Source organism: Ensifer sp. ENS11 (assembly GCF_014851895.1).
In the GTDB taxonomy this organism is placed as follows: Bacteria; Pseudomonadota; Alphaproteobacteria; order Rhizobiales; family Rhizobiaceae; genus Ensifer; species Ensifer canadensis.
In genome coordinates this window covers 42,149-64,449 of record NZ_JACVAN010000016.1, presented here as the reverse complement: position 1 = coordinate 64,449, position 22,301 = coordinate 42,149, and the positions used below count along the sequence as shown (strand labels likewise).

Annotated in this window: 22 protein-coding genes; 3 read left to right on the top strand and 19 right to left on the bottom strand. The window is 62.9% G+C overall.

Translation table 11 applies throughout. The features are described 5' to 3' along the window. Positions 1-29: 29 nt before the first annotated feature. Positions 30-980, bottom strand: coding sequence for an ArdC family protein (locus tag IB264_RS24865; protein ID WP_192434280.1), 951 nt, complete (start codon positions 978-980; stop codon positions 30-32). 403 nt (positions 981-1,383) lie between these two features. Between IB264_RS24865 and IB264_RS24860 the strand changes: the two genes are divergently transcribed. Both IB264_RS24860 and IB264_RS24855 read left to right on the top strand, forming a co-directional pair. Further along, complete coding sequence (locus IB264_RS24860; RefSeq protein ID WP_192434278.1) at positions 1,384-1,746, top strand: ProQ/FINO family protein; 363 nt, start codon at positions 1,384-1,386, stop codon at positions 1,744-1,746. A gap of 123 nt (positions 1,747-1,869) precedes the next feature. Continuing rightward, a complete protein-coding gene (locus IB264_RS24855) occupies positions 1,870-2,412 on the top strand; it encodes an AAA family ATPase (RefSeq protein WP_192434276.1) in 543 nt (180 codons plus the stop codon). A 408-nt stretch (positions 2,413-2,820) separates the two neighbouring features. Here IB264_RS24855 and IB264_RS24850 read toward each other — a convergent pair whose 3' ends face one another. The 15 genes from IB264_RS24850 to IB264_RS24780 all read right to left on the bottom strand — a co-directional run bounded on the left by IB264_RS24850 (position 2,821) and on the right by IB264_RS24780 (position 18,824). Continuing rightward, positions 2,821-4,254: an NAD(P)(+) transhydrogenase (Re/Si-specific) subunit beta gene (locus IB264_RS24850; protein WP_025431173.1), complete on the bottom strand. Its 1,434-nt coding sequence runs from the start codon at positions 4,252-4,254 to the stop codon at positions 2,821-2,823. Between the two features lie 16 nt (positions 4,255-4,270). Beyond that, positions 4,271-5,845, bottom strand: coding sequence for a Re/Si-specific NAD(P)(+) transhydrogenase subunit alpha (locus tag IB264_RS24845; protein WP_192434274.1), 1,575 nt, complete (start codon positions 5,843-5,845; stop codon positions 4,271-4,273). A gap of 72 nt (positions 5,846-5,917) precedes the next feature. Further along, a complete protein-coding gene (locus IB264_RS24840) occupies positions 5,918-7,201 on the bottom strand; it encodes a hypothetical protein (RefSeq protein WP_025431175.1) in 1,284 nt (427 codons plus the stop codon). A 2-nt stretch (positions 7,202-7,203) separates the two neighbouring features. Then, entirely contained in the window at positions 7,204-8,007 is an 804-nt protein-coding gene (locus tag IB264_RS24835; protein ID WP_192434272.1) for an ABC transporter permease subunit, read from the bottom strand. A 62-nt stretch (positions 8,008-8,069) separates the two neighbouring features. Then, positions 8,070-8,858, bottom strand: coding sequence for an SDR family NAD(P)-dependent oxidoreductase (locus IB264_RS24830; protein ID WP_025431177.1), 789 nt, complete (start codon positions 8,856-8,858; stop codon positions 8,070-8,072). Between the two features lie 12 nt (positions 8,859-8,870). After that, positions 8,871-9,848, bottom strand: coding sequence for an ABC transporter ATP-binding protein (locus tag IB264_RS24825; RefSeq protein WP_192434270.1), 978 nt, complete (start codon positions 9,846-9,848; stop codon positions 8,871-8,873). A gap of 14 nt (positions 9,849-9,862) precedes the next feature. Then, positions 9,863-10,108, bottom strand: coding sequence for a hypothetical protein (locus tag IB264_RS24820; RefSeq protein WP_025431179.1), 246 nt, complete (start codon positions 10,106-10,108; stop codon positions 9,863-9,865). Position 10,109: 1 nt separating this feature from the next. Then, positions 10,110-11,255: an ABC transporter ATP-binding protein gene (locus IB264_RS24815; protein WP_113568920.1), complete on the bottom strand. Its 1,146-nt coding sequence runs from the start codon at positions 11,253-11,255 to the stop codon at positions 10,110-10,112. A gap of 42 nt (positions 11,256-11,297) precedes the next feature. Then, positions 11,298-12,155: a carbohydrate ABC transporter permease gene (locus IB264_RS24810; RefSeq protein ID WP_025431181.1), complete on the bottom strand. Its 858-nt coding sequence runs from the start codon at positions 12,153-12,155 to the stop codon at positions 11,298-11,300. 11 nt (positions 12,156-12,166) lie between these two features. Further along, positions 12,167-13,132, bottom strand: a complete 966-nt coding sequence (locus IB264_RS24805) for a carbohydrate ABC transporter permease (RefSeq protein ID WP_025431182.1) — start codon at positions 13,130-13,132, stop codon at positions 12,167-12,169. A 78-nt stretch (positions 13,133-13,210) separates the two neighbouring features. Next, complete coding sequence (locus tag IB264_RS24800; RefSeq protein ID WP_025431183.1) at positions 13,211-14,635, bottom strand: ABC transporter substrate-binding protein; 1,425 nt, start codon at positions 14,633-14,635, stop codon at positions 13,211-13,213. A 48-nt stretch (positions 14,636-14,683) separates the two neighbouring features. Then, on the bottom strand, positions 14,684-15,838 hold the full coding sequence (locus tag IB264_RS24795) for an ABC transporter ATP-binding protein (protein WP_025431184.1): 1,155 nt from the start codon (positions 15,836-15,838) through the stop codon (positions 14,684-14,686). Between the two features lie 19 nt (positions 15,839-15,857). Beyond that, positions 15,858-16,640, bottom strand: a complete 783-nt coding sequence (locus IB264_RS24790; protein ID WP_025431185.1) for an SDR family NAD(P)-dependent oxidoreductase — start codon at positions 16,638-16,640, stop codon at positions 15,858-15,860. Positions 16,641-16,811: 171 nt separating this feature from the next. After that, positions 16,812-17,753, bottom strand: a complete 942-nt coding sequence (locus IB264_RS24785; protein ID WP_246811821.1) for a substrate binding domain-containing protein — start codon at positions 17,751-17,753, stop codon at positions 16,812-16,814. Positions 17,754-17,921: 168 nt separating this feature from the next. Next, entirely contained in the window at positions 17,922-18,824 is a 903-nt protein-coding gene (locus tag IB264_RS24780; RefSeq protein WP_192434268.1) for a LysR family transcriptional regulator, read from the bottom strand. Positions 18,825-18,936: 112 nt separating this feature from the next. Here IB264_RS24780 and IB264_RS24775 point away from each other — a divergent pair, with 112 nt between their 5' ends. Then, positions 18,937-20,001 carry an SDR family oxidoreductase gene (locus IB264_RS24775; RefSeq protein ID WP_113568912.1) on the top strand — a complete coding sequence of 355 codons (1,065 nt, stop codon included), beginning with the start codon at positions 18,937-18,939 and terminating at the stop codon, positions 19,999-20,001. Positions 20,002-20,088: 87 nt separating this feature from the next. Here the strand turns inward: IB264_RS24775 and IB264_RS24770 are convergent, their stop codons facing one another. From IB264_RS24770 to IB264_RS24760, 3 genes are all read right to left on the bottom strand, one after another. After that, a complete protein-coding gene (locus IB264_RS24770) occupies positions 20,089-20,385 on the bottom strand; it encodes a NifU family protein (RefSeq protein ID WP_025431189.1) in 297 nt (98 codons plus the stop codon). Next, positions 20,385-21,392 (bottom strand): amidohydrolase family protein, encoded by a 1,008-nt coding sequence (locus tag IB264_RS24765; protein ID WP_113568910.1) that lies wholly within the window; start codon positions 21,390-21,392, stop codon positions 20,385-20,387. Before IB264_RS24765 ends, IB264_RS24770 begins: the two co-directional genes overlap by 1 nt. A gap of 115 nt (positions 21,393-21,507) precedes the next feature. Continuing rightward, complete coding sequence (locus IB264_RS24760) at positions 21,508-22,296, bottom strand: inositol monophosphatase (RefSeq protein WP_113568908.1); 789 nt, start codon at positions 22,294-22,296, stop codon at positions 21,508-21,510. Between the last annotated feature and the right edge of the window lie 5 nt (positions 22,297-22,301).

The window sequence follows — 22,301 nt, the reverse complement described above, 5'->3', positions numbered from 1 at the left end:
GCTCGAATATCCCTCGCCCGTCATCCCGCTCACGCGGCGCCGCGGGCGGGCTCGCTGACAGTGCTTGCACCAACATCGGGCTGCAGACCGTGCAGGAAGGTGACGGCGCGTTCTGCGTGGGCGGCCATCTGGAACACGGCGCGCTTGTCGTTCTTCAGCACCTTGAGCCACGAGGCGATATAGGCGGCGTGATCCTCGCGCGGCTCGATCGAAAGACCGAGATCGGCAGCAAGGAACACACTTCCGAGCTCGGCGACCAGTTCTTCCCTGGCATAGCCTTCATCTCCCCACTTCTCGCGGCCGAGATTGCGGTCAAGCCGCGTGCTGCTCATCGTCCAGTGGCAACATTCATGCCCGAGTGTGGTGGCGTGCGTCTCGGCCGACACGAACGCTTCAAAGGGCGGCATCTGGATGAAATCGCCGCCAGGATGATAGAACGCCCTGTTGCCGCCATGGCGAATATCGGCGCCGAGATTGCCAAAGAACCGATCGGCCGCTTCGATACGCTCCTTGCCGATCGCCGACACGTCGCTCGGCCGTGCATGGTACTGCTCCGGCAAGCCGTCGATCTGTTCGGCATTGAAGACGCTGTATCCCTTCATGAACGGGATCCGACGCTCGATCTCTTCGCCGGCGTCGTTGGTCTCCTTGCGCTCGATGGCGTTGGCATAGACGACAAGCGTGGACTTCTCGCCCTTTCGCACCTGCGCGCCGAGTTCGAGGGCCTGTTTGTAGGTCATCCAGTACGGGGAGGAATAACCCTGCTCTGCCGCCGTCATCCAAAGAAGCACGGTGTTGATACCGCGATAGGCGATGCCGCTGTGGCGCAGCGGACGGACGGGCGAGCCGCAAGCACCCCAAGGCTGCATCCACGGCCGTGTTCCGGCCTCCAACTGCTCAACGATGCGCCTCGTGATGCTCTGGTAAATATCAGTGGAGGAGGTGTTTGCCGTTTCAACTGCAACTGTCTTCTTTGCCATTGCCTTGCCCTTTCCCTTGATCTCGCGAAGCGGGAGCCGTTCGCTCCTGCTTCCCGAGCTCGTGCGGAACAGCGGGGGATTGGGGTGCAGGTGTCCGCGCGGGGAACCGGCTGCACTGAGCGTAACGTCAGTGGAGCGAAGGAAGCTGGGCGGCGGACACTTGCAGGGGCGAAGGGGGCAGCGCCCCCCCGGCCCCTTCAAAATGAACAAAGGGGCGGCCGGTCCCGGCCGCGCATTGCGCCTTTCCGCGTGAACACAGTCGCCAGGAACGATCCCTGACCTGGTGCGTTCCTGACGACGCCTGTCAGCGCGGCATCGCCTTTCGACGCCAGGTGTAAGCGGCGATTGCGTTGTCAGTGTTCGTGGTGGCAGGTAGCTAGAAGCGCGAGTTGAGAGGCCTTGAATGACCAAATCCTTGAAAGTGGGTATCGGCCCAATCCCGGCACGCGAGGTCGATGTATCCAAAGCCAACGTGATCAATGCCCTTCTCACTCGACCGATAGCAGTCCTGCCGACGAAGGCTGGCGATCCAATTCGACCGTTCGCGGTCGGGCTCTGGAATGGCATCAGACCGCTGTTGAAGCCCGAATATAGCGTGACGACGCTGCGCCGAGCGACAGGGGCTTATCTGCACACGAAGAGATATCATTTTTCCGTCGCCCAACCGGATTCCGTGCGCCATGACATCGATGGAATGCCAGCCGGCGAAGTATCAGAGGCAGACAGGTTGGCTGCGAGGGAGAAGTACAAGAGCTTCGGGCGCTGATAACTTCAGCAGCGCCAGCGGTGGCTTATGAACTCTCTCGTGGGCTAGAACCGCCTATGGCAACCAACCCCGCCTTGACAACCGACACAGATGTCCGCGGAACCGCATCTAAAGGGGAATTCGTTGATCATCGTCTTGAATGGCTATCCTGGGGTGGGAAAGCTCACAATCGGCCAGGAACTGATCTCCAGAATCTCTGGCCGCCTGCTGGACATTCATAGTGTCTACAACGTCGCCTTTGCATTGACGGTATTTAAGTCGCCGGAGTTCATCGACACCGTCGAGAAGATCGAAGCGATCGCGCATGACCTAATTCGAAAGCTCCCCGCGGAAATTCCCGTCGTACTAACGACGGTGCTCGCGGGAAGCAGCGATTGGGGAGACGCAGAGTGGAAACGTATTGTGTGTCTCGGTCGTGAGCGAGCGCCTTTGCTCGTGGTGCATCTCCACTGTGATCTTGACGAGAACATCCGCCGTATCGAAGCCGCCGAGCGAGCGACGAAAAGAAAGCCACGCGACGCTGAAATGGCGAGGAGAAATCACGCACAGGGTAAAGTCCTCGCAGGCATAGATGAGGCCAACTTGCTAGAGCTCGATGTTACAGATCTGTCCCCGACAGATGCTGCGGCCAAAATTGCAGAGTGGATCCAACGATTTCGGGTTTAGGGCATAAACTGGAAGGCCGCCGGGGGCCTGAAGCCGCCGAGGCCCTGTCGCGAAAATCCCGAATTATGCACGAGATGATAAGCCGACTTTTGCAGCGTTCTAAAGTCAGGATTTCTGCAACGCCATCGCTGTCTCAATCAACTGCACCCCGTAGCAAAACCGTAAGGAATCGCCGCATCGTTGAAATCATAGATAGGGTCATGTCGACCTGCCATGTCAGTTCTGGATCGATCAAGGGTGGTTAACGTGAAATCATCATGTGGCCCGCTACAACCTGCGCCCCTGGATCGCTTCGGGATCAGGGATAATCGCCCGGCAGGCAGGACCACACCATGACAATGCCCGGTAGGCGATGCCATGATGTGGCTTTCTCGTTACCCAATCCACCGAGCCCGCGAAGAGCCTCGCTCAGGCGAGTACCGGCAGGAGCTTCCCGACCGAGTCCTTGGCATCACCGTAGAACATGCGGGTGTTCTCCTTGTAGAAAAGCGGGTTCTCGATGCCGGAATAGCCGGTTCCCTGGCCACGCTTCGACACGAACACCTGCTTAGCCTTCCACACTTCCAGCACCGGCATGCCTGAGATCGGCGAGTTCGGGTCATCCTGTGCGGCCGGGTTAACGATGTCGTTGGACCCGATGACGATCACGACGTCGGTATTGGGGAAGTCGTCGTTGATCTCGTCCATTTCGAGCACGATGTCATAGGGCACCTTGGCCTCGGCGAGCAGCACGTTCATGTGGCCCGGCAGGCGGCCGGCGACGGGATGGATAGCGAAGCGTACGGTCTTGCCGTCGGCGCGTAGCTTGCGGGTCAGTTCCGAGACCGCCCCCTGCGCCTGCGCCACCGCCATGCCGTAGCCCGGCACGATGATGATGCTGTCGGCGTCCTTAAGCGCGGCTGCCAAACCGTCGACGTCGATCGCCACCTGTTCGCCGGCAATCTCCATCTGCGGCCCGGCCGTCGCGCCGAAGCCGCCGAGGATGACCGAGACGAAGGACCGGTTCATCGCCTTGCACATCATGTAGGACAGGATCGCACCGGAGGAGCCGACCAGCGCACCGGTCACGATGAGAAGGTCGTTGCCGAGCGTGAAGCCAATGGCGGCCGCCGCCCAGCCGGAATAGCTGTTCAGCATCGACACCACCACCGGCATGTCGGCACCGCCGATGCCCATGATCAGGTGATAGCCGATGAAGAAGGCGGCAAGCGTCATCAGGGCGAGCGTCCAGGCGCCCGCGCCATTGACATAGAGCACCAGCAGGACGAGCGACAGCAGAGCCGCCGTCGCATTGAGCACGTGGCCGCCGGGCAGTTTCTTCGCCTTGCCGTCGAGCTTGCCGGCGAGCTTGCCGAAGGCGACGACAGAACCAGTGAAGGTGACCGCACCAATGAACACGCCGAGGAAGACCTCGACCTGCATGATCGATAGTTCCACCGGCGTCTTGTGCGCGAGGATCGCGGCAAAGCCGGCAAGCGTCGTGCGGGTGGCCACGTCGAGACCGGCGACCTCAGCCGCCTCGGTGTGGGCGTTGAAACCGATGAAGACGGCGGCAAGGCCGACGAAGGAGTGCAGCGCCGCAACGAGCTGCGGCATCTCGGTCATCTGCACGCGGCTTGCCACGTAAGACCCGAGCACCGCGCCGCCGGCGATCATCAGCGCCACGACGACGCCATTGCCGACGCCCGGCCCGAACACCGTGGCGATGACGGCGAGCCCCATGCCGACAATGCCGTACCAGACGGCGCGCTTGGCGCTTTCCTGGCCGGACAGTCCGCCGAGCGACAGGATGAAGAGAACGGCTGCCGCAATGTAGGCGGCCGAAACGATACCGATCGTCATGATGAATTCCTCCCGATCACGACTTCTGGAACATGGCGAGCATGCGCCGTGTGACGAGGAAACCCCCGACGATGTTGATCGTCGCAATCAGCACGGAGATTGCGGCGAGAACCGTCACCAGCCCGTTCTCGGAACCGGTCTGCAGCAGCGCGCCGAGAAGCACGATGCCGGAAATCGCATTGGTGACAGCCATCAGCGGCGTATGCAGCGAATGGCTGACGTTCCAGATCACCTGGAAGCCGACGAAGCAGGCAAGCACGAAGACGATGAGATGGCTCATGAAGGCGGATGGCGCATAGGCGCCGACGATCAGCATCAGCGCCGTGCCGATGGCGAGCATGGCGACCTGGCTTCTGGTCTGCACCTTGAAGGCGGCGGTTTCCTGCGCGCGTTTTTCCGCCGGCGTCAGCTCCTTCGGCTTCTCTCGGGGTTTTTGTGCGGCGATCGCCTGGATCTTCGGCGGCGGCGGCGGAAAGGTGATCGCACCGTCGAAGGCGACGGTTGCGCCGCGGATGACGTCGTCCTCCATGTTGTGGACGATGACGCCGTTCTTGCCCGGCGTCAGGTCGGCCAGCATGTGGCGGATGTTGTTGGCATAGAGGGTGGAGGATTGCGCCGCCATGCGGCTCGGGAAATCGGTATGGCCGATCACGACGACGCCGTTGTCGGAGACGACGCGCTGGTCGGGAACGGTGAGGTCACAGTTGCCGCCGCGTTCGGCGGCAAGGTCGATCACCACCGAGCCGGGCTTCATGGCGGCGACCATGTCGGTCAGCCACAGTTTTGGCGCATCGCGGCCGGGGATCAGCGCCGTGGTGATGACGATGTCCATCTGGGGCGCCAGTTCGCGGAATTTTGCCAGCTGCGTCTCGCGGAATTCCGGCGAGGACGGCGCGGCATAGCCGCCGGTCGCGGCGCCATCCTGCTGGCCGCCGGCAAAATCGAGATAAATGAACGCGGCGCCCATCGACTCGATCTGCTCGGCGACTTCGGGGCGCACGTCGAAGGCAGAGGTCTGCGCGCCGAGCGAGACGGCAACGCCCGTCGCGGCAAGCCCCGCGACACCCGCGCCGATCACCAGCACCCGTGCCGGCGGCACCTTGCCGGCCGCCGTCACCTGGCCGGTGAAGAACCGGCCGAAATTGTTGCCCGCCTCGATGACGGCGCGGTAGCCGGCGATGTTGGCCATCGACGACAGCGCATCCATCTTCTGCGCCCGCGAGATGCGCGGCACCATGTCCATGGCGATCACCTTGGCGCCCGTTTCCTGCGCGCGTGCCAGAAGCTCCGGGTTCTGTGCCGGATAGAAGAACGAGATCAGCGTCTTGCCGCCCGAAAGCCGGCCAAGCTCGTCGGCCGTCGGCGGCCGCACCTTGACGATCACGTCGGAGGCCGAAAACAGCGCCCCGCCATCGGCCACCACGCTCACCCCGGCCGCCCGATAGACATCGTCGGAAATGCCCGCGCCAAGCCCCGCCCCCGTCTCCACAACGCAGTCATGACCAAGCTTTTGCAATTGCTGCGCAGACTCCGGCGTCAGCGCGACACGCGCCTCACCCGGCCAAAGCTCCCTCGGGGCCCCTATCTTCATGTCAAAGCCTTTCCTCTGCCGGTAAGAAGCCGGCTTTCCTGTGTCTGAGAACTGTTCGGGATTGCCTTGCGGCTAGCTGTCCGTATCCGCCCTTGCTGCCGTCCGGCGGACCATCTTCGAGCCGAGCCAGCCGAGCAACGGCAGCAGGGCGAGGCCGAGGGCGAGACCATCGCTGCGCGGCTGAACCACCACGACGTCCCGTCGAAAGGCGGCGATGCCCTCTCCGCCCGACCGGACTTCGCCGCGCAACACGCCGGCTCCCGCCGGGACGGAGACCGCGAAGGCCGTCAGATCTTCCTTTTCACCATCCTTCGCGGCGCGCACCTGGTAGCCGAAGCCGGACCCCTCGGTCTGCATCACCTTCAAGCGGGCGAGCGGGGTATTTTGCCCATCGCCGTTCTGCACGAAGCTGACAGCCAGGTTATCGACCGGTGACGCCATGCGTCGGACCCAGACACTTCGCCCCGCAACCGCATCCTGTTGCGGCGAAACCACTGGCAGGTACTCCATCTCGTCGAAACGATCCGCCTGCGAAAGCGTGAGATAGAAGGTGGAGCCGGGCCGGGCGAAGATGCGCATGTCCTCACCGTTCGTGGCAATCGGCCGTGTCCAACGCTCCTCGGGCACCACGTCCGCGACGGTGACGCGACGACCGGCTATGTCGCCGACGTCGAGACGGCGCACGGTGTCCGGCACAGGCGTTCCGTTCACCGTGAGCGCCATCTCGTACTGCCCGGCACCGAGAGCGAGACGGTAGGCGGTAGCGGGTGCCGTCACGAGCCGCAGGCTCGGCTTCGGTAGCGGATCGGGCGGCTGGATAACTTCGACCGGCGCCCCGCGAAGCCGCGCCGCCCCGGCTTCCAAAAGCTTGCGCTCGTAGTCTCGTTGCTGCGCTTCTGCCTCAACGTAACGACGGGCAAAGCTCCGTTCTTCTTGTTGATAGGCACTGTACGCGTCGATGGCGTTCGCGCCCCAGAGAAGCTGGCCGCTGCCGTTCAGGACACCCTCGGGATAAAGGGTGGCATAGGAGGAAGGTTCGAGCTCCGCGACGATCACGCCATCCCGCGTGACCCGGAGGACGCCGACGACGTCCTCACGTTTCTTCTCGAGGTCGACATAGACCTGCCGGGAAAGTGGCCAGTAATATTCCTGCGTCTCCACGAAGGAAATGGCGCTGTCTTCGCCCGACAGGAGATGCAGCGTCGGTGAGAGCGACGGCAGGAACATGTCCTTGAAGCCAAAACCATCCCAGACGCGGCCGGTGATGATGATGGCGTCTCTGCGCTCAGGCTCCATTGCTCTTGTGACGGTGACAGCCGGGAAGCAAAAAAGGAGTACGGCAAGAATTCTCCACATGCCTAGGTTCCCTTCCAGCGGGCGATGAAACAGGCGAACAGCAAAAGCCCGGCCGTCAACGCGACGACGCCCAGCGACTGCGGCACCGAAAGCGCCTCCTGCGTGACAAGCCGTTGGGCCAGAAAGGCAATGCCCGCGACAGGTGACAGCGCGTGTAAAAGCGGTGCCCCGGCTTCCAGCAGCGCCCGTAGAAAGAGCGAAAACAGGCTCATGGTCTCCGCTGGCAGCGCCCGCAGTAACCCAAGCGCCACCTCGTAGGCCGCAAGCAGCGCCACGAGCCCCAGATAGATGACGACAGCCATGCGCACCGATCCCGTCATGGCGGAAACCGCGAGCCCCATCGCCATGATCGGCAGTACGAACAGGCCATTCGCGAGTATCGCGGCGAAATCGCCGGCACCGGTCACGCCGGCTCCGAGGGGTTGTGCGACCGCGAGATAGAGGCAATAGACGGCGACGAGCGCTGAAAGGACCACCAGTTCCGCTAGATATTTCGCCAGCACGACCACGCTCGACGGGACCGGTCCGACCAGCAGCACCTCCAGCGTGTGGTGCTCGCGCTCCCAACTGAGCCCGCCCGCGAGCCTGAGCCCCAGCACGAGGCCGAGAAAAGCCACCACCAGCATGTTCAGCCCGGCCAGCGGATCCGACGTCACAACGACGGATTCGGTCTCGAACGTCTGCGCGAAGCCGGAGCCATAGACATAAGCCATGAGGCACAGCGCGCTGGCCACCAGCCAGAACCACAGCGACGCAAACTTGGCGGCCGTTTCCCGGCGGACCAGCAGAAAGGCCTGGCGAGCCAATCCGGGTGGGCGCAGTCTTGCGGAGACGCAAGGGGGGCGGACATGCTCCATGGCGCGGCCGATCACATGACCGTGCGGATCAAGCCGCCATCGATCCTGAGCGCCGCGCCATTGACGATGCCGGTGCGCGTGCTGCCGAGAAAAGTAACGAAGTCGGCCACTTCCTCCGGCTTCGACAAACGCTGGATCAGCGAGGTCGGGCGGTTTTCGGCGACGAAGCGACGCTCCGCCTCCGGTGTGGGAACGCCGGGATAGAGGCCAGCGATCAGATCCGCCACGCCTTCGGTGCTGCACGGACCGGGCAGCACCGAATTGACGGTGACGGCGGTGCCCTTGGTCGTCTCGGCGAGGTTGCGGGCAAGCGACAGCTGCATGGTTTTCGTGGCGCTGTAGGCCGGCATTTCCGGCGCGGGATTGATGCCGGACTCGCTTGCCATGAACACCACGCGGCCGCTATTGCGCGCCAGCATCTTCGGCAGATAGTGCCGGGCGAGCCGGACGCCGCTCATCACGTTCACCTCGATCAGCTCGTACCAGCGGTCGTCTCCGGCCTTGTAGATGTCGATGGCCTCGTAGATGCCGAGATTGATGATCAACACGTCGACATCGCCGCAATTCGCGATGAGTTCGTCGCAGCCTTCCTTCGTGCCGGAATTCCCGATGGCCTGTTCAAGCAGCGCCTCCGGCACCTCTGCCCTCAGACGGCCAGCGGCCTTGGCGACGCTCTCCTTGCTACGGCCGTTGATGACCACCGTCGCCCCCTCGCGCGCCATGGCCCTTGCAATGGCAAATCCGAGACCTCCGGTGGAGGCCGTAATCAGGCAGCGCCTGCCGCGATAACCGAGATCCATGTCAATTCCTTTTCAATGGACGAGCCCTGCGGGCTCCTGCCGGTCCGGATTTTCCGGCCGGGTCAAACTGATGAAGACGTCCTCCAGCGAGGGCGCTGCCGCATCGATGGAGAGGACCGTGTACCCTGCCTGTGAGAAGAGCCGGGTCGCCTGTGCCCGCGCATCCCGACTGTCCGCGCCGGGGCGGTGCAAGAGAAGTTCCACGCGGTGCAGGCCGGTCTGGCGCACGCGCTCCACCTCCGGCAGCCCGGCAATACGCTCCAGGCATTGCGCCGCCGGCTCGTACAATTCGAGCCGGAGGCTACCGGCGGAAACGCCGGACGGAAGCAGCTCGGCCGGGCGGCCGGTGGCAAGAACACGGCCCTGCCGCATGAAGACGACGCTGTCGCAGACCCGCTCCATCTCGGCGAGCTGGTGGGACGAGAAGAGCAACGTCACACCCTCCGCCTTCATCTCGCGAAAGATCGCGCGCATATCGGCGACGCCGTTCGGGTCGAGGCCGAGCGTCGGTTCGTCGAGGATGAGGAGTTCCGGCCGGTGCAGCATCACGCGGGCGAGACATGTCCGCTGCTGCATGCCGCGGGAAAAATTGCCGAGCCGCCTGTCCACTGCGCTGGTAAGCCCGACGCGTTCGATCACCTCACGCACGCGGGCACCGGCATCGGGAATACCGTAAAGATCGGCGAAGAAGCGCAGGTAACCCCGCGCAGTCATTTCGGGATAGATCCGCGGCTTCTCCTGCAGGTAGCCGATGAGCATCCGAAGGTCCCGGCGGCGGCTGCCCTGCCGGACGCCGAGCAGCTCGATCTCGCCGGCATCCGGGTCGGTCAGCCCGACGATCATGTTCATCACCGTGGTCTTTCCAGCACCATTCGGGCCGAGAAAGCCGGTGATGTCCCCTCGTGCCACCGCAAACGTGGCATCCTCCACGGCGAGCTTGGGCCCGAAGGTCTTGGAAAGTGCATGGACGGCAAGGGCGGGGCTGGTCACGGAACAGGTCCTCCTCAATAGGGCAGCGGCGTGACGTAGAGCCGGGCCAGATTGATGACGATCATTGACACGCCCGCCGCCAGCAGGAACTCCATCGGCCAGGCGAGCAGTTTTGCCCGGTCGTTCCACAGTTTGAGCGAGACGATCACCACGACGGCGATCAGCGAGGCCGGCCAATGCGAGACATCGCCGGCCATGACGGTGCAAGACCCGAGCAGCAGGGCCAGAATGACGAAGAGGATGACGTTGGACCGGTTCATGTTAGATCTCCTCTCTCGAGACATCACTGCCAGCGGCCTGCGCGATGGTGCGCCCCGTCGCGGGATCGAACAGGTAGATCCAGTTCGGATCGAAGCGGGCTGCAAGCGAACTTCCCTCTTCCTTCGACAGATGAGCCGTTTCGGTGGTGGAGCTGCGGGTCGTCACCATGACGGAACCGCACCGAAGCACGTAGAGATTTTCCGCGCCGGTCGGCTCGAAGGAATAGAGTTCGGCGACAATACGATGATCGGCATCCGGCTTTTCCCGGATTGCAATATGCTCCGGCCGCACACCGACGCGGACCGGCGTGTCGATCCGGCTGGCCAACCCGTTGCGCTCCGCCCAGTCCGCATCGAGCGGGATGGCGAAGTGCTCGGTCATGGCAACGATCCTGCCTTCGAGGCGAATGATGCGGGCGTCAAGGATATTCATCTGGGGCTCGCCGACGAAGGTTGCGACGAATTCCGTTGCCGGTCGCTCGAAGATTTCGCGCGGGGTGGCGAACTGCAACATCTCGCCGTCCTTCATCACGATGATGCGGTCGGCCATGGTCATGGCTTCCAGCTGGTCGTGCGTGACGAAGATGGTGGTGACGCCGACAGTCTTCTGGATGTGGCGCAGCTCGGCGCGCATCTGCCCGCGCAACTGGGCATCGAGATGCGACATCGGTTCGTCCATCAGGAACACGTCGGCATCGCGCACCAGCATGCGGGCGATCGCCACGCGCTGGAGCTGGCCCGCCGAAAGCTGGTCGGGCTTGCGTTGAAGCACTTCGGTGATCTGCATGGTACGGGCGACCGCCTCGACCTTGCTGGTGATCTCCGCGCGGCCGAGGCTGCGCACTTCGAGCGGATAAGCGATATTGCCGAAGACCGTGAGGTGGCGGTAGAGGCCGTAATCCTGGAACACCATGCCGACATTGCGGTATCGCGGGCGGAGGAAGGTGACGTTGCGCCCGCCGATGGCGATGCGCCCGCTGCTCGGCATCTCGAGGCCGGCGATCATCCGCAGCGTCGTCGTCTTGCCGCAGCCGGAGGGGCCGAGCAGGAAGACGAATTCCCCGTCGTTCACGGTGATGTTGACGTCATCGACGGCCTTGAACGCGCCGAACTGCTTTATCAGACTGTTGATCTCGATATCAGCCATGACCGTATTCCATTCTGTTGTCGGCACGTTTGCGGAAAGGGATCATTTGCGCACCACCCCCTGCGAGAGCCCGCTGATCAGCTGGCGTTGCAGCAGCAGCACGAAGAGGATGAGCGGCGCGGTGATGAGCACGACGGCGGCGCCGAGCACGTTCCAGCGGATGTCGGCGCCGATAGAATAGGCCATGATCGCCGGCGGCATGGTCTTTGCCTGGGTGCTGGTGAGGAAGGTCGCGAAGGCAAACTCGTTCCAGGAGAGGATCATCACGAAGATCGAGGTGGCCGTGATCGACGGCATCATCAGCGGCAGCGTGACCTTGCGGAACGCGGAAAACCACGTATCGCCGTCCACCATGGCGGACTCCTCGTAACGGCGGGGAATGTCGCGGAAGTAGCCCGTCAGCATCCACACCACGAACGGCAGCTGCATGGCCGTATAGAGGATGATCAACCCCGCCAGCGTGTCGAGCAGCCCGGCCGTCTGGAAGGTGACGAAGATCGGGATGAGCACCGCCACCGGCGGCATCATGCGGTTCGTCAGCACCCAGAACGATACGTCGTCCCGGCCGGTGAAATCGTAGCGCGCCAGCGCATAGGCGCAGAACATGCCGATCGTCACCGAGAAGAAGGTCGAGGCCAGCGAGACGATCACGCTGTTGAAGAAATTCTTCATGATGCCCTTCTCGACGATCAGGTAGTGGAACGCCTCGAGGGAGGGTGTGAAAAACCAGGCGGGTGTGGCGGAGGACGCCGAGGCACCATCCATGAAGCCGGTCATGACCACCCAGAGATAGGGCACGAAATTGACCAGGCAGACGAGGATGAGCACCACGTAGACCCACCAGTTGCGCTGCACCAGGGGTGCCGCGGGCGATTCCATGCTGTAGGTTAGCTTCTTCATGGCGGCTCTCCTTACTCGGCGACTTCGGTCTTGGACCGGAAGACGCGGATGAACACGAAGCTCATCACGATGATGATCATCATCATGATCAGCGACAGGGCCGCAGCCTTCGACGCATCGAAGAATTCAAGGCCGGTCTTCGTCAGGAAGACGTTGAGGGTGGTCGTCGCGTTGCCCGGCCCGCCGCGGGTCATGATCACGATCAGTTCGTAGGTGCGGAAGGCATCCATGGTGCGGATGATGACGGCGATCAGGATCGCCGGGCGAAGGAGCGGCATCGTGATGGTCCAGAACACCCGCCAGGAGCTGGCGCCATCGATTTCCGCCGCCTCGTAGGGCTGGCGGGGAATGGAGGCAAGGCCTGCCGAGAGCATCAGGAACATGAACGGCGTCCATTCCCAGACATCGACGAAGACCAGCGTCTGAAAGGCGACGGTCGGATCGGACAGGAACGGTATTTCACCAAAGCCGAGGGCTCGGGTAATGCCGCCGACGTAATAGGTCATCAGGCCGGCGCCGGGATAGAACATGTAGCGCCAGATGAGGGCGGCGACCAGGGGCGGCAGGATCATCGGAATGAGGATGAAGACGCGCATGAAGGCGATGCCGGCCAGCTGTCGCTGGAAGAGGAGCGCCAGCCCGAGGCCGAGCCAGAATTCGATGAACACCGCCTGCACCGTGAAGATTAGCGTCTTGCGCAGCGCATGCCAGAATTCCGGATCCTGAATAAGCGCCTGGTACTGGTAGAGCCCGACGAAGATACGCGGCAGATAGGGTTTCGACAGGATGACGTTGTGGCTCGCTATGTAGAGCGAATAGAGAAACGGATAGATGCCGATGGCGAACAGAATGATCAGCGTCGGCGCCATCAGCACCCAGGGGAAGGCCGCCCGGTTTGAAGGGCCGAAACGGGACAGGATGCCCCTTTGGCCGAGCGTCATCGGCGGGGCTGTTGTGGTGCGTTCCGAGATCGACATGTCTCAGTCCCTTTGAATTACAGTTGGAGCAGGAAGCTGGCACCCGGGCATGAGATCATGCCCGGGTGCCCTCAGAGGTCAGTTCCACTCGGACGGCAGGCGATCGTAGTAGGTCAGGTCACGCCATTGCTGCTTCGGCAGGTCGTTGCGGCCAGGAATGTAGTAGCCGCCTTTGCGCATCGCGTCGGTCATGCGCTTTTCCATGTTGGCAGCCGCCGTCTTGCTGTCGATCTCGCCTATCCAGACGCGGTTGCCCTCTTCGCCCATGATGTCGGAGATCTCGGCCCATTCCGGCACGCGGACGCGCTCGTCGGGATTGGTTTCCTTCAGCATGAAGTTGTAGACGCCGGGCCACCAGGGCTGATACTTCGCGAGCGTCTCGCTCTTGTAGGTGGAGTGGCGCGACGGGCCGGCACCGTATTGGGTGGCGCGTTCCTGCACGTCCTTCGAGGTCACCCACTGCATGAAGGTCCAGGCAGCTTCCTTGTTCTTGGAGTCCTTGGAGACGCCGAGCGACCATGCGCCGAACCACGGATCGATCACGCCGTCGGGACCGGCGGGCGTGTGCAGGTGCACGTTCTTGCCGGCGACCTTGGCCTGCGTTTCGGGATCCTCGAAGAAGCCCTTGACGAAGTCCTGGTAGTTCCAGGTGCCGAAGGCGTTGCCCGCCTGGTAGACGGCGGTTGCCTCGCCGATGCCCCAGTTGGCACTGTCAGCGGGCATGAACTCCTTGAGGCTCAGGAAGTAGTCGATCGAGGCGACGGTGCGCTCGTTGTTGATGGTGATCTTCCAGTCCTTGTCGACATATTCGTCGCCCTTGGTCTCGGGTGTCTGATAGGCGAACAGATACGGCAGGTAGGTAACGCCCCAGAACCAGCGGCCCGGGATGTTGGCGAAGCCGATTATGTTGGATTCGGGGTTGTTCACCTTCTTGGCCGCGTCAAACATGTATTTCGTGGTGAATTCCGGCGAGAAGCGTTCCGGCAGTTTGAAACCGGCTTTTTCCGCGATGTCCGTGCGGAAAGTCGTGCCGACCGGGCCTGCGCCGATCGGCAGGGTGTAGAGCGTGTCGTTGAAAACGCCCGTGCCGCTGATGACGCGCGGCAGGAAGTCGTCGATGTCGTAGTCGGCATCCGTCAGGTCGGCATTCTTGACGTAGGGCATCAGCGGCTCCAGGAAGCCGGCCGCGGCATATTCGGCCAGCCACATCACATCGACCGCAAAGAAGTCGTATGTGCCGGTGCCCTGCTGCATTTCCACCAGCGATTTCTGCCGATAGTTCTCGAAGGGCACCTCGTCGACGACGACCTTGATGCCATATTTCTCCTCGAATTCCGGGAAGAACTTTGCCAGCGCCGCAAACTGCGGCATGGACGGGGCGAGGAAGTGGAGGGTATTGCCCGCCAGTGCCTTCTGCGCCTCTGTCTGTGCATGGGCCGGAAGGGCCAGCAGCAATAGCGACAGCCCGGCCGCCGTGGCGGCACTCAATTTCACGATGTTCATTCTCTCCTCCTCCGTTGATAGTGCATGCATATCCGGCGTCACGCCTGGTCAGGCGTGGAGTCTTGCCGCCCTTCGTCGGGTGAAGCGCGCCTGCCGCACGGTGCGACCGGTATCGGCATCGAACAGGTAGACAAAGTCGGGATCGATGCGGAATGCTATCGGCGCGCCGATCGTGCGCGGGTATTTCAGCGCGGCATCAAGCGTGGTCATCGCGCGGACAACCTGGCCCTCCACCTCGATATCGAACACCACCCGCGAACCCAGCGTTTCGACGGCGAAGACCTTGCCCTGCACGCGGCAGGGGTGCTCGGCATTCGGCGGGTTGAGGCAGAGCTGCTGTGGCCGGAGCCCCAGCACGTAGTTGCCGCCCGGCTTCACCGCTTCGCCGTCCTGCATCCAGTCGTGGTCGACCTCGATATAGGCGTCGCCGACGCGTAGCGAGTGGCAGCCGTTCGCGTGTGAAATCACCGCCTTCATGACGTTCATCGGCGGCTCGCCGACGAAGGTGGCGGCAAACAGCGTTTCCGGCCGGTCGAAGAGATCCTGAGGTGCCGCGATCTGCTCGATGCGCCCCTTGTTGATCAAGACGATCCGGTCGGCCATCGTCATCGCCTCGAGCTGGTCGTGCGAGACATAGAGCATCGTCGCCTTGAACTCGCGCTGGAGGCGTTTGAACTCGACGCGCATGCGGGCGCGCAATTGCGCATCGAGGTGGGAAATCGGTTCGTCGAGAAGGAAGACATCCGCATCGCGCACCAGGGCGCGGCCGATGGCGACGCGCTGCATCTGGCCGCCGGAAAGCTGGTTCGGCCGGCGCTCCAGGAGCTTCTCGATCTGCAGCGTTTCGGCGACGCCGGCGATATGGCGGCGGATATCGCCCTCCGCCATTTTCCTTATGCGCAGCGGATAGGCGAGGTTCTCGAAGACGCTCAGATGTGGAAAGAGCGAATGCTTGTCATAGACCATAGCGAGGTTGCGCTCGCGCGGCGTCCATTGCGTCACGTCGCGGCCGCCGATCATGATGCGTCCGGCGCCCGCCTCCTCCAACCCGGCAACGAGGCGCAGCGTCGTGGTCTTGCCCGCGCCGGACGGGCCGAGCAGAAATACGGCCTCGCGGTCGGCGACATCGAGCGAGATGCCGCGCACCGCTTCAAAGCCGCCTTTGAATGTCTTTGCCAGGTTGTCGATCTGAAGGTCAGCCATTGTCTTTTCCGGTTGAAGATCAAAGAATTGCGCGAATGGTGCCGCCTTCGGCCCGCATCGCCATGCCGTTCAGCGCGGGGGAAGCTGCAAGATGCACGACGCTGGCGGCCACCTCTTCCGGAGCGATCATCCGCCGGATGAGCGAGGTCGGCTCGGTTTCGTCGAAATAGTCGGAGACCACCTGCTCGCGGGTGACACCCTTCTCGCGGGCGATCTCCTCGTGGTAGCGGCGCACGGCCTGCGTATCGGTCGGCCCGGGCAGGATGGTGTTGACGCGCACGCGCGTTCCCTGGGTCAGTTCGGCCAGCGCCCGCGACACCCCGAGAAGGCACGCCTTCATGGCGCCGTAATGCGGCATCCAGGCCTGCGGCTTCACCGCGCTCTCACTGCTGATGAAGACGATGGACCCCTCGCCGCGCACCAACATGTCTTGCAGCAGCAGCCGCGACATGCGCACGCCCGTCATGACGTTGACGTCGAAGAAGCGAAACCAGTCCTCGTCGCGCGTCTCGAAGAAAGGCCGCACTTCGAAAATGCCGACGGAATTGATGAGAAAATCAACGGGGGCCGCTGCCCGCGCGAAATCGGCAAGACGGCGATCCTCGCCGACGACGGTGAGGTCGCAGGCCATGCCGCGTGCCCGGTCCCCAAGCTGCGCGACCGCCGTGACGACCTCCGTCTCGGCAAGGCCGCTTATCGTCGCGCTTGCGCCCTCGGCGACAAAGGCTTGCGCTACCGCAAGACCGATGCCCGTGGCGCCGCCGGAGACCAGCACATGCTTGCCCTTCAGACCATAATCCATTGCCCAAACCTCCCATGGCAACCGGGGATCGAACCCCAGGGGACCGCCCCTCCAGACGGTCCGTCCGTTTCCTCCATGCGACCACGTGGCCGCCTGCCCTGTCGGCCGGAAGGAATTTGCCTTGGCCGAAAGAACTAATTTCTTTTCATCAATTTTGCAAGAAAATAAATTTTACATTATTTTACAAATATCGACCGCCGACAGCATCGACACCACGGTTCTCCCGCCGGCCGAGGGCGCGCGGGCAAGCGCTTGAGCGAAATCGATGAACTCCGAGGTCCTGGCGGGCAGCCGGCGCCGGCTGTCACTGAGCAGGCAGACCGTCTGCGGCTCCGGCTCGAAGTCACCGAGCACCGGCACGAGAACGCCAGCGGCCAGCTCCGCCTCCACATCTGCCGATGCCGTGCGCAGGATGCCAAGGCCTTGAACGGTAAAGTTTTTCAGCGTCGCCGGATCGCTCGCCCGGAAACGCCCGCCAACCGCCACTGAGCCGGCACCATCCTGAAAGGCCCAGTCGTTGCCAGCGAAGGCGGACCCGTCGAGCCGCAGGCATTCGTGGCGACAGAGGTCGGACGGGCGAGTGGGAACACCGTGCTCCGCCAGATAGGCGGGCGCGGCGCAAGTCACCGTTTCCATCGAAAACAATTTCCGGATCGTCAGTTTCGAATCCCGCACCGGTCCGACCCGCAGGGCGACATCGAAGGGAATTTCATGCAGACTGCCCGGCGGATCGAAGCGCAGGGAAAATTGCAGGTGCGGGTGGGCGCGGGCAAATGCGCGGACCAGCGAGAGTAACTGGACGCGGCTGATATCCGTCGCACAAGAGAGTACGAGGCCGCCGGAGACGGCAGTGCGTCGCCCGCCCATGTCGCGCTCGAGATCGGCAAAGCCGGAGAGTACTGGCCTTGCCCGCTCCAGCAGCAGCTTGCCCTCCTCGGTCAACAGTAGAGAGCGTGTCGTGCGCCGCACCAGCGCCACGCCATAGTGATCCTCCAGCGCCTTCAACCGCCCGCTGATCGTCGCCGGCGCCATGCCGAGACGGTTTGCGGCGCTCGCCATGCTCTGAGAGCAGGCGATTTCCGAAAACATCCTGAGATCGGCCAAACCATTCATTCCGGATCCTCCTGTCAGGCATATATGCCTGGCGGCTCCAATGCCCGGCGCCCGCAGCGGGGCGACCTCCTTGTGGGCATTCGCAACCTCGCAATAAGGAGTAACACCACAGCCCGGGAGGGTGCGGTGAAATATGGTCATTTGATCCTGTACGTTTCGTCACAAATCCTACGAGACGATGTGCCGGGCCAGATAATCGATGAAGGCACGGATGCGCGGCGCCAGCGGCGACTGGTCGGCATAGATGATCGAGACCGGCTCGCGGTCCCCCGGATTGAAGGTGTCGAGCACTGAGACAAGGCGGCCCGCCTTCAGGTCCTGACCGATATGGAACTCGGACAGGCGCGCCAGCCCCACGCCATCCAGCGCGAACCGCCGTAGGCTCTCACCATTGTCGAGGCTGAGATTGCCGGTCACTGCGAGGTCGAGTTGGGTGGGAATGCCATCCTGCTCGATGCGGAAGGGCCATTTGCCGTAGCTGCGGCTGAAGCCGAGCGTCAGGCAATTGTGCTTCAGCAGATCCCTTGGCTCGGTCGGGACACCGTGCTTGCCGAGATAGGTCGGCGAAGCCACGACGCGCCGCGGCGAGGCCACGACACGCCGGGCGCGAATGGTCGAATCCGTCAGAACGCCGGTGCGGATCGCGACGTCGATGCCATCGCCGATCAGATCGGCGGTACTGTCGGAGAGCGAGAACTCCAGGCTGATTTCCGGGTAGGCCTCCAGGAAACCGGGCACGAGCGGCGTCACGCAATGCAGCCCGAAAGGCACGTTGCAACTGACGCGCAGCACACCGCCGACCTGACCGGCGCTCTCCTTCACGCCCCGCTCAAGGCTGGAAATATCCTTGAGAATCTGCTTGCCGCGGGCAAAATAATCCTCGCCTTCAGTCGTCAGCCGCAGCTTGCGGGTCGAGCGCACGGCAAGCGGCAGACCGAGCCGTGTCTCGATGCGGGCGATGATCTTGCTGACGGCCGAGGGTGACAGATGCAGCGCATCGGCGGCGGCGGTGAAGCTGCCCGTTTCCACCACTTTCACGAAGACCTCGATCTCGGAAATCTTGCCGGCCACCGCTGCCTCCACTCATGAACTTATGTCAATTCACTTATGACAGTGCCTAGCTTTCCGACACAAGCGGGAAATGACAGACACGAGGGCGAACATTTACGGAGGAGACATCAGCATGTATCAGAAACGGGCACTCATCGCCGGCGCCACCGGCATTGTCGGACTCAACGTGGCCGAACACCTGCACGACATCGGCGGGTGGGAAATTACCGGCCTCAGCCGCCGTCCGCCAGCCGGCGCATCCTATATGCGTTCACACGCCGTCGACCTTCTCAACCGCGCGGCTGCGCTCCGGGCGCTCGCCGACCTCAAGCCAACCCATGTCTACTACTGCACCTGGACGCTCGGCCGGAACGAGGACGAGAACATCAGTCTGAACGGCGGCATGCTGCGCACCCTGCTCGATGGCGTGGTGGCGGCTGGAACCGTCGAGCACGTCGCGGTCGTCACCGGCACCAAGCACTATCTCGGCCCCTTCGAGGACTACGGCAAGGTAACACCGGTCACGCCTTTCCGGGAAGACGCGCCGCGGCTCGAAAAGAAGAATTTCTATTACGAACTGGAAGACGTCGCGATGGACTATGCCGCGCGCCATGGTTTTGGCTGGTCGATCCACCGCTCGCACACGATCATCGGCTATGCGGTCGGCAATCTCATGAACATCGGCGCGACGCTCGCCACCTATGCCTCTATCTGCAAGGCGACCGGTCAGCCCTTCGTCTTTCCCGGCACACCGACCGCCTATCACGGCATCAACGACATCACCGACGCGCGCCTACTCGCCCGGCACATCGTCTGGGCCTCCACCGAGCCCAACGCGCGAAACGAGGCCTTCAACGCCACCAACGGCGACGTTTTCCGCTGGGAGCAGCTGTGGCAGCGCATCGCCGACTATTTTGGTGTGCAGGCCGCCTATCCCGGTGAATACAACTCGCTGACGGAGCGAATGAGCGACCTCGGCCCGCAATGGGAAGCGCTTATCGCCGAGCACGGATTGCAGCCCAACGCCCTCGATCGGCTCGCCTCGCCGTGGCACACGGACCTTGATCTCGGCCGCCCGATGGAATGCCTGCACTCCATGACCAAGAGCCGCGCACTCGGCTTCACCGACTTCCAGGACACCGAACAGTCCTTCATCGACGTCTTCGACCGTCTTCGCGCGGAACGCATCATCCCCTGAACTTTGAGGCCAGCACAAGAAAAGGCCGGAAGATCGCGTATCGATCTTCCGGGCTTTTCGTTTTCGGGATAGGCGGCACAGGGTCCGTCAGTTGGCGGGATAGGGATACGCGTGCAGAAGGCCTGCGAGCCGCGACAATGCGCGCGGCCCGGCCTTCACCTGTTCACAGCGGACCTCCGAGACGCCCGGCACTGCCATGAGGTAGCTGCGCACCGGGCCGACGAAGGTCATGGCGAGGTTGGGGCAGGCGCGGCAGGCACCTGCAAGGGCGACGCAGACGACACCCTCTTCGGTGACCGCTGTGACCTCGATGTCTCCACCGTGGCCCAGAATGAGAGGGCGCGCCCGATCGAGGGCCGCTTCGAGAGTGTGCTGATCGATCATCAGACGAGCCCCAGTTCGCGCTTCTTGGCTTCCAGATCGATCCCCATGCCGCGCGCGAACGCCTTTCCGAGGATGTTTTCCTTCATCTCGCGGGTGATCTCCGGATAGCCGTATTTGTCCTGAAGCTCATCGGGCATGACGAGATTGGCGAGCGTGTCGATATAGGTCTGCACATGCGGCCAGATGAACGCTTCGGAACCGTAGCAGATGCGCTCCGAGCCGACGTAGAGCAGCGCTTCGCCAAGGCGTTCCAGCATCTTGTAGGGCTGCAGGTAGTACTGATTGAACCACAACGGCAGAATCAAATAGACGTTCTCGAAGCGGCTGGCGATGGAAATGGTTTCGTCCACATAGGGGTCGCCCAGGTGGTGTATGCCGAAATTCAGCTCCGGGAAATCGGCGGCGGCATACTGAATGTCGTTCGGCTTGAAGGCCTCCACCGGGCCGAGCTCCAGTGGAAAACCCTTGTGGAACTGCACCATCTTGATGCCAAGTTCGAGCGCCTTTTCCCAGAGCGGATAGGCGATGTCCCGGTCGTCGGCGCGCCAGGCGCAGCCGCGCGACTGATATTGATAGAACTTGAAGCTGACGGCGCCGAGTTCGTGCACCTGTCGCTCCATCTCCTTCAGCGCCGGGCCGAGGCCGTGATAGACCGGATCGACCCCGCCGGTCAGCACGATGCGGGCCGGGTCCTTCTGCGCGAGCGCATGGCTGAGTTCGACGGGGCCGAGGCCGGCACGCCAATGGGAAAACAGCGGCACCGAACAAGCACAGGCCATGTCCGTGTCGGCCTTGCCGAACAGCATGTCGACGGCCCAGTCGAGATCCGGGTTGGAAAAGGTCTTGGTTTCCGGTGGGGGCCCGCGGCGCCCGGTCAGGTTGATGAACCCGGTCAGTTGTTCGCGCAGGATGCGCACACGCCTGCCATCGCTCCCGTCCTTGATCTGACCATCGCTGAAATCCTGGCAATGAACCGCAGCATCAAAGACAAACATTCCGTCCTTCATGAAGTCTCTCCCATCGATCCGATAGCGCGCGAGCGCCGTAGCTGGCTTGAAAAGCCAGTGGGATCAATATCATGGAGAGAAGAGAGCCGGTCTTCGAATTATCGGAAGACTGCCTTCAGGCAATATCGAACAGGTCGGAAAGAGCGCCGAACAGGCCCGGTCCGCTCGCCAGCACGAGGCCGCCTGTGGCAAGCGAAGTACCACCGGCCGGATAGCGCGTAAGACGCCCACCTGCCGCCTTGATGAGCGCGAGACCCGCAACCGCATCCCAAGACCACATGTGGCGCTCGAAATACCCATCCACCCGACCTGCCGACACATAGGCCAGCATGAGGGCACCCGCACCGACCTGCGAAAAACTCCCGCCGGCGGAGAAAAGACGCTCGGCATCGGCGGCAAAATCCGCCGGCGGCACGCGATGGTTATGGCCCATGCCAAGTCTTGTCCGGTCGAGACTGTCGATAGCGCTGACCGAAACCGGCACACCGTTGACGGTGGTCGCAACCCCGTCCGCGCCGGCAAAGAGCTCGTCGCGCAGGGGATCGTAGATCACCCCCAGAACGGGCTCGCCCTTCGACCAGAGACCGATGGACACGCACCAATTATGGGCACCCTTCAAGAAATTGGTGGTACCGTCGAGCGGATCGACGCACCAGACAAATTCGGCGCCCTCGACCGCGGACGCCCCCGTCTCCTCGCCGAGAAACCCGTCCTGCGGGAAGGCTGGCGTGAGAATGGCGGCGATCGCCTCTTCCGCCTCGCGGTCGGCGTTGGAGACAAAGTCATTCAGCCCCTTCTGCTCGATGGCGAGCCCATCGCGGCGACCGTAATGGGCGAGCAGCAGACGGCCGGCCGCGCGCGCGGCGCGTTCGGCGGTGGCCAGGCGCGACGAGGTATCGGACATCTTGT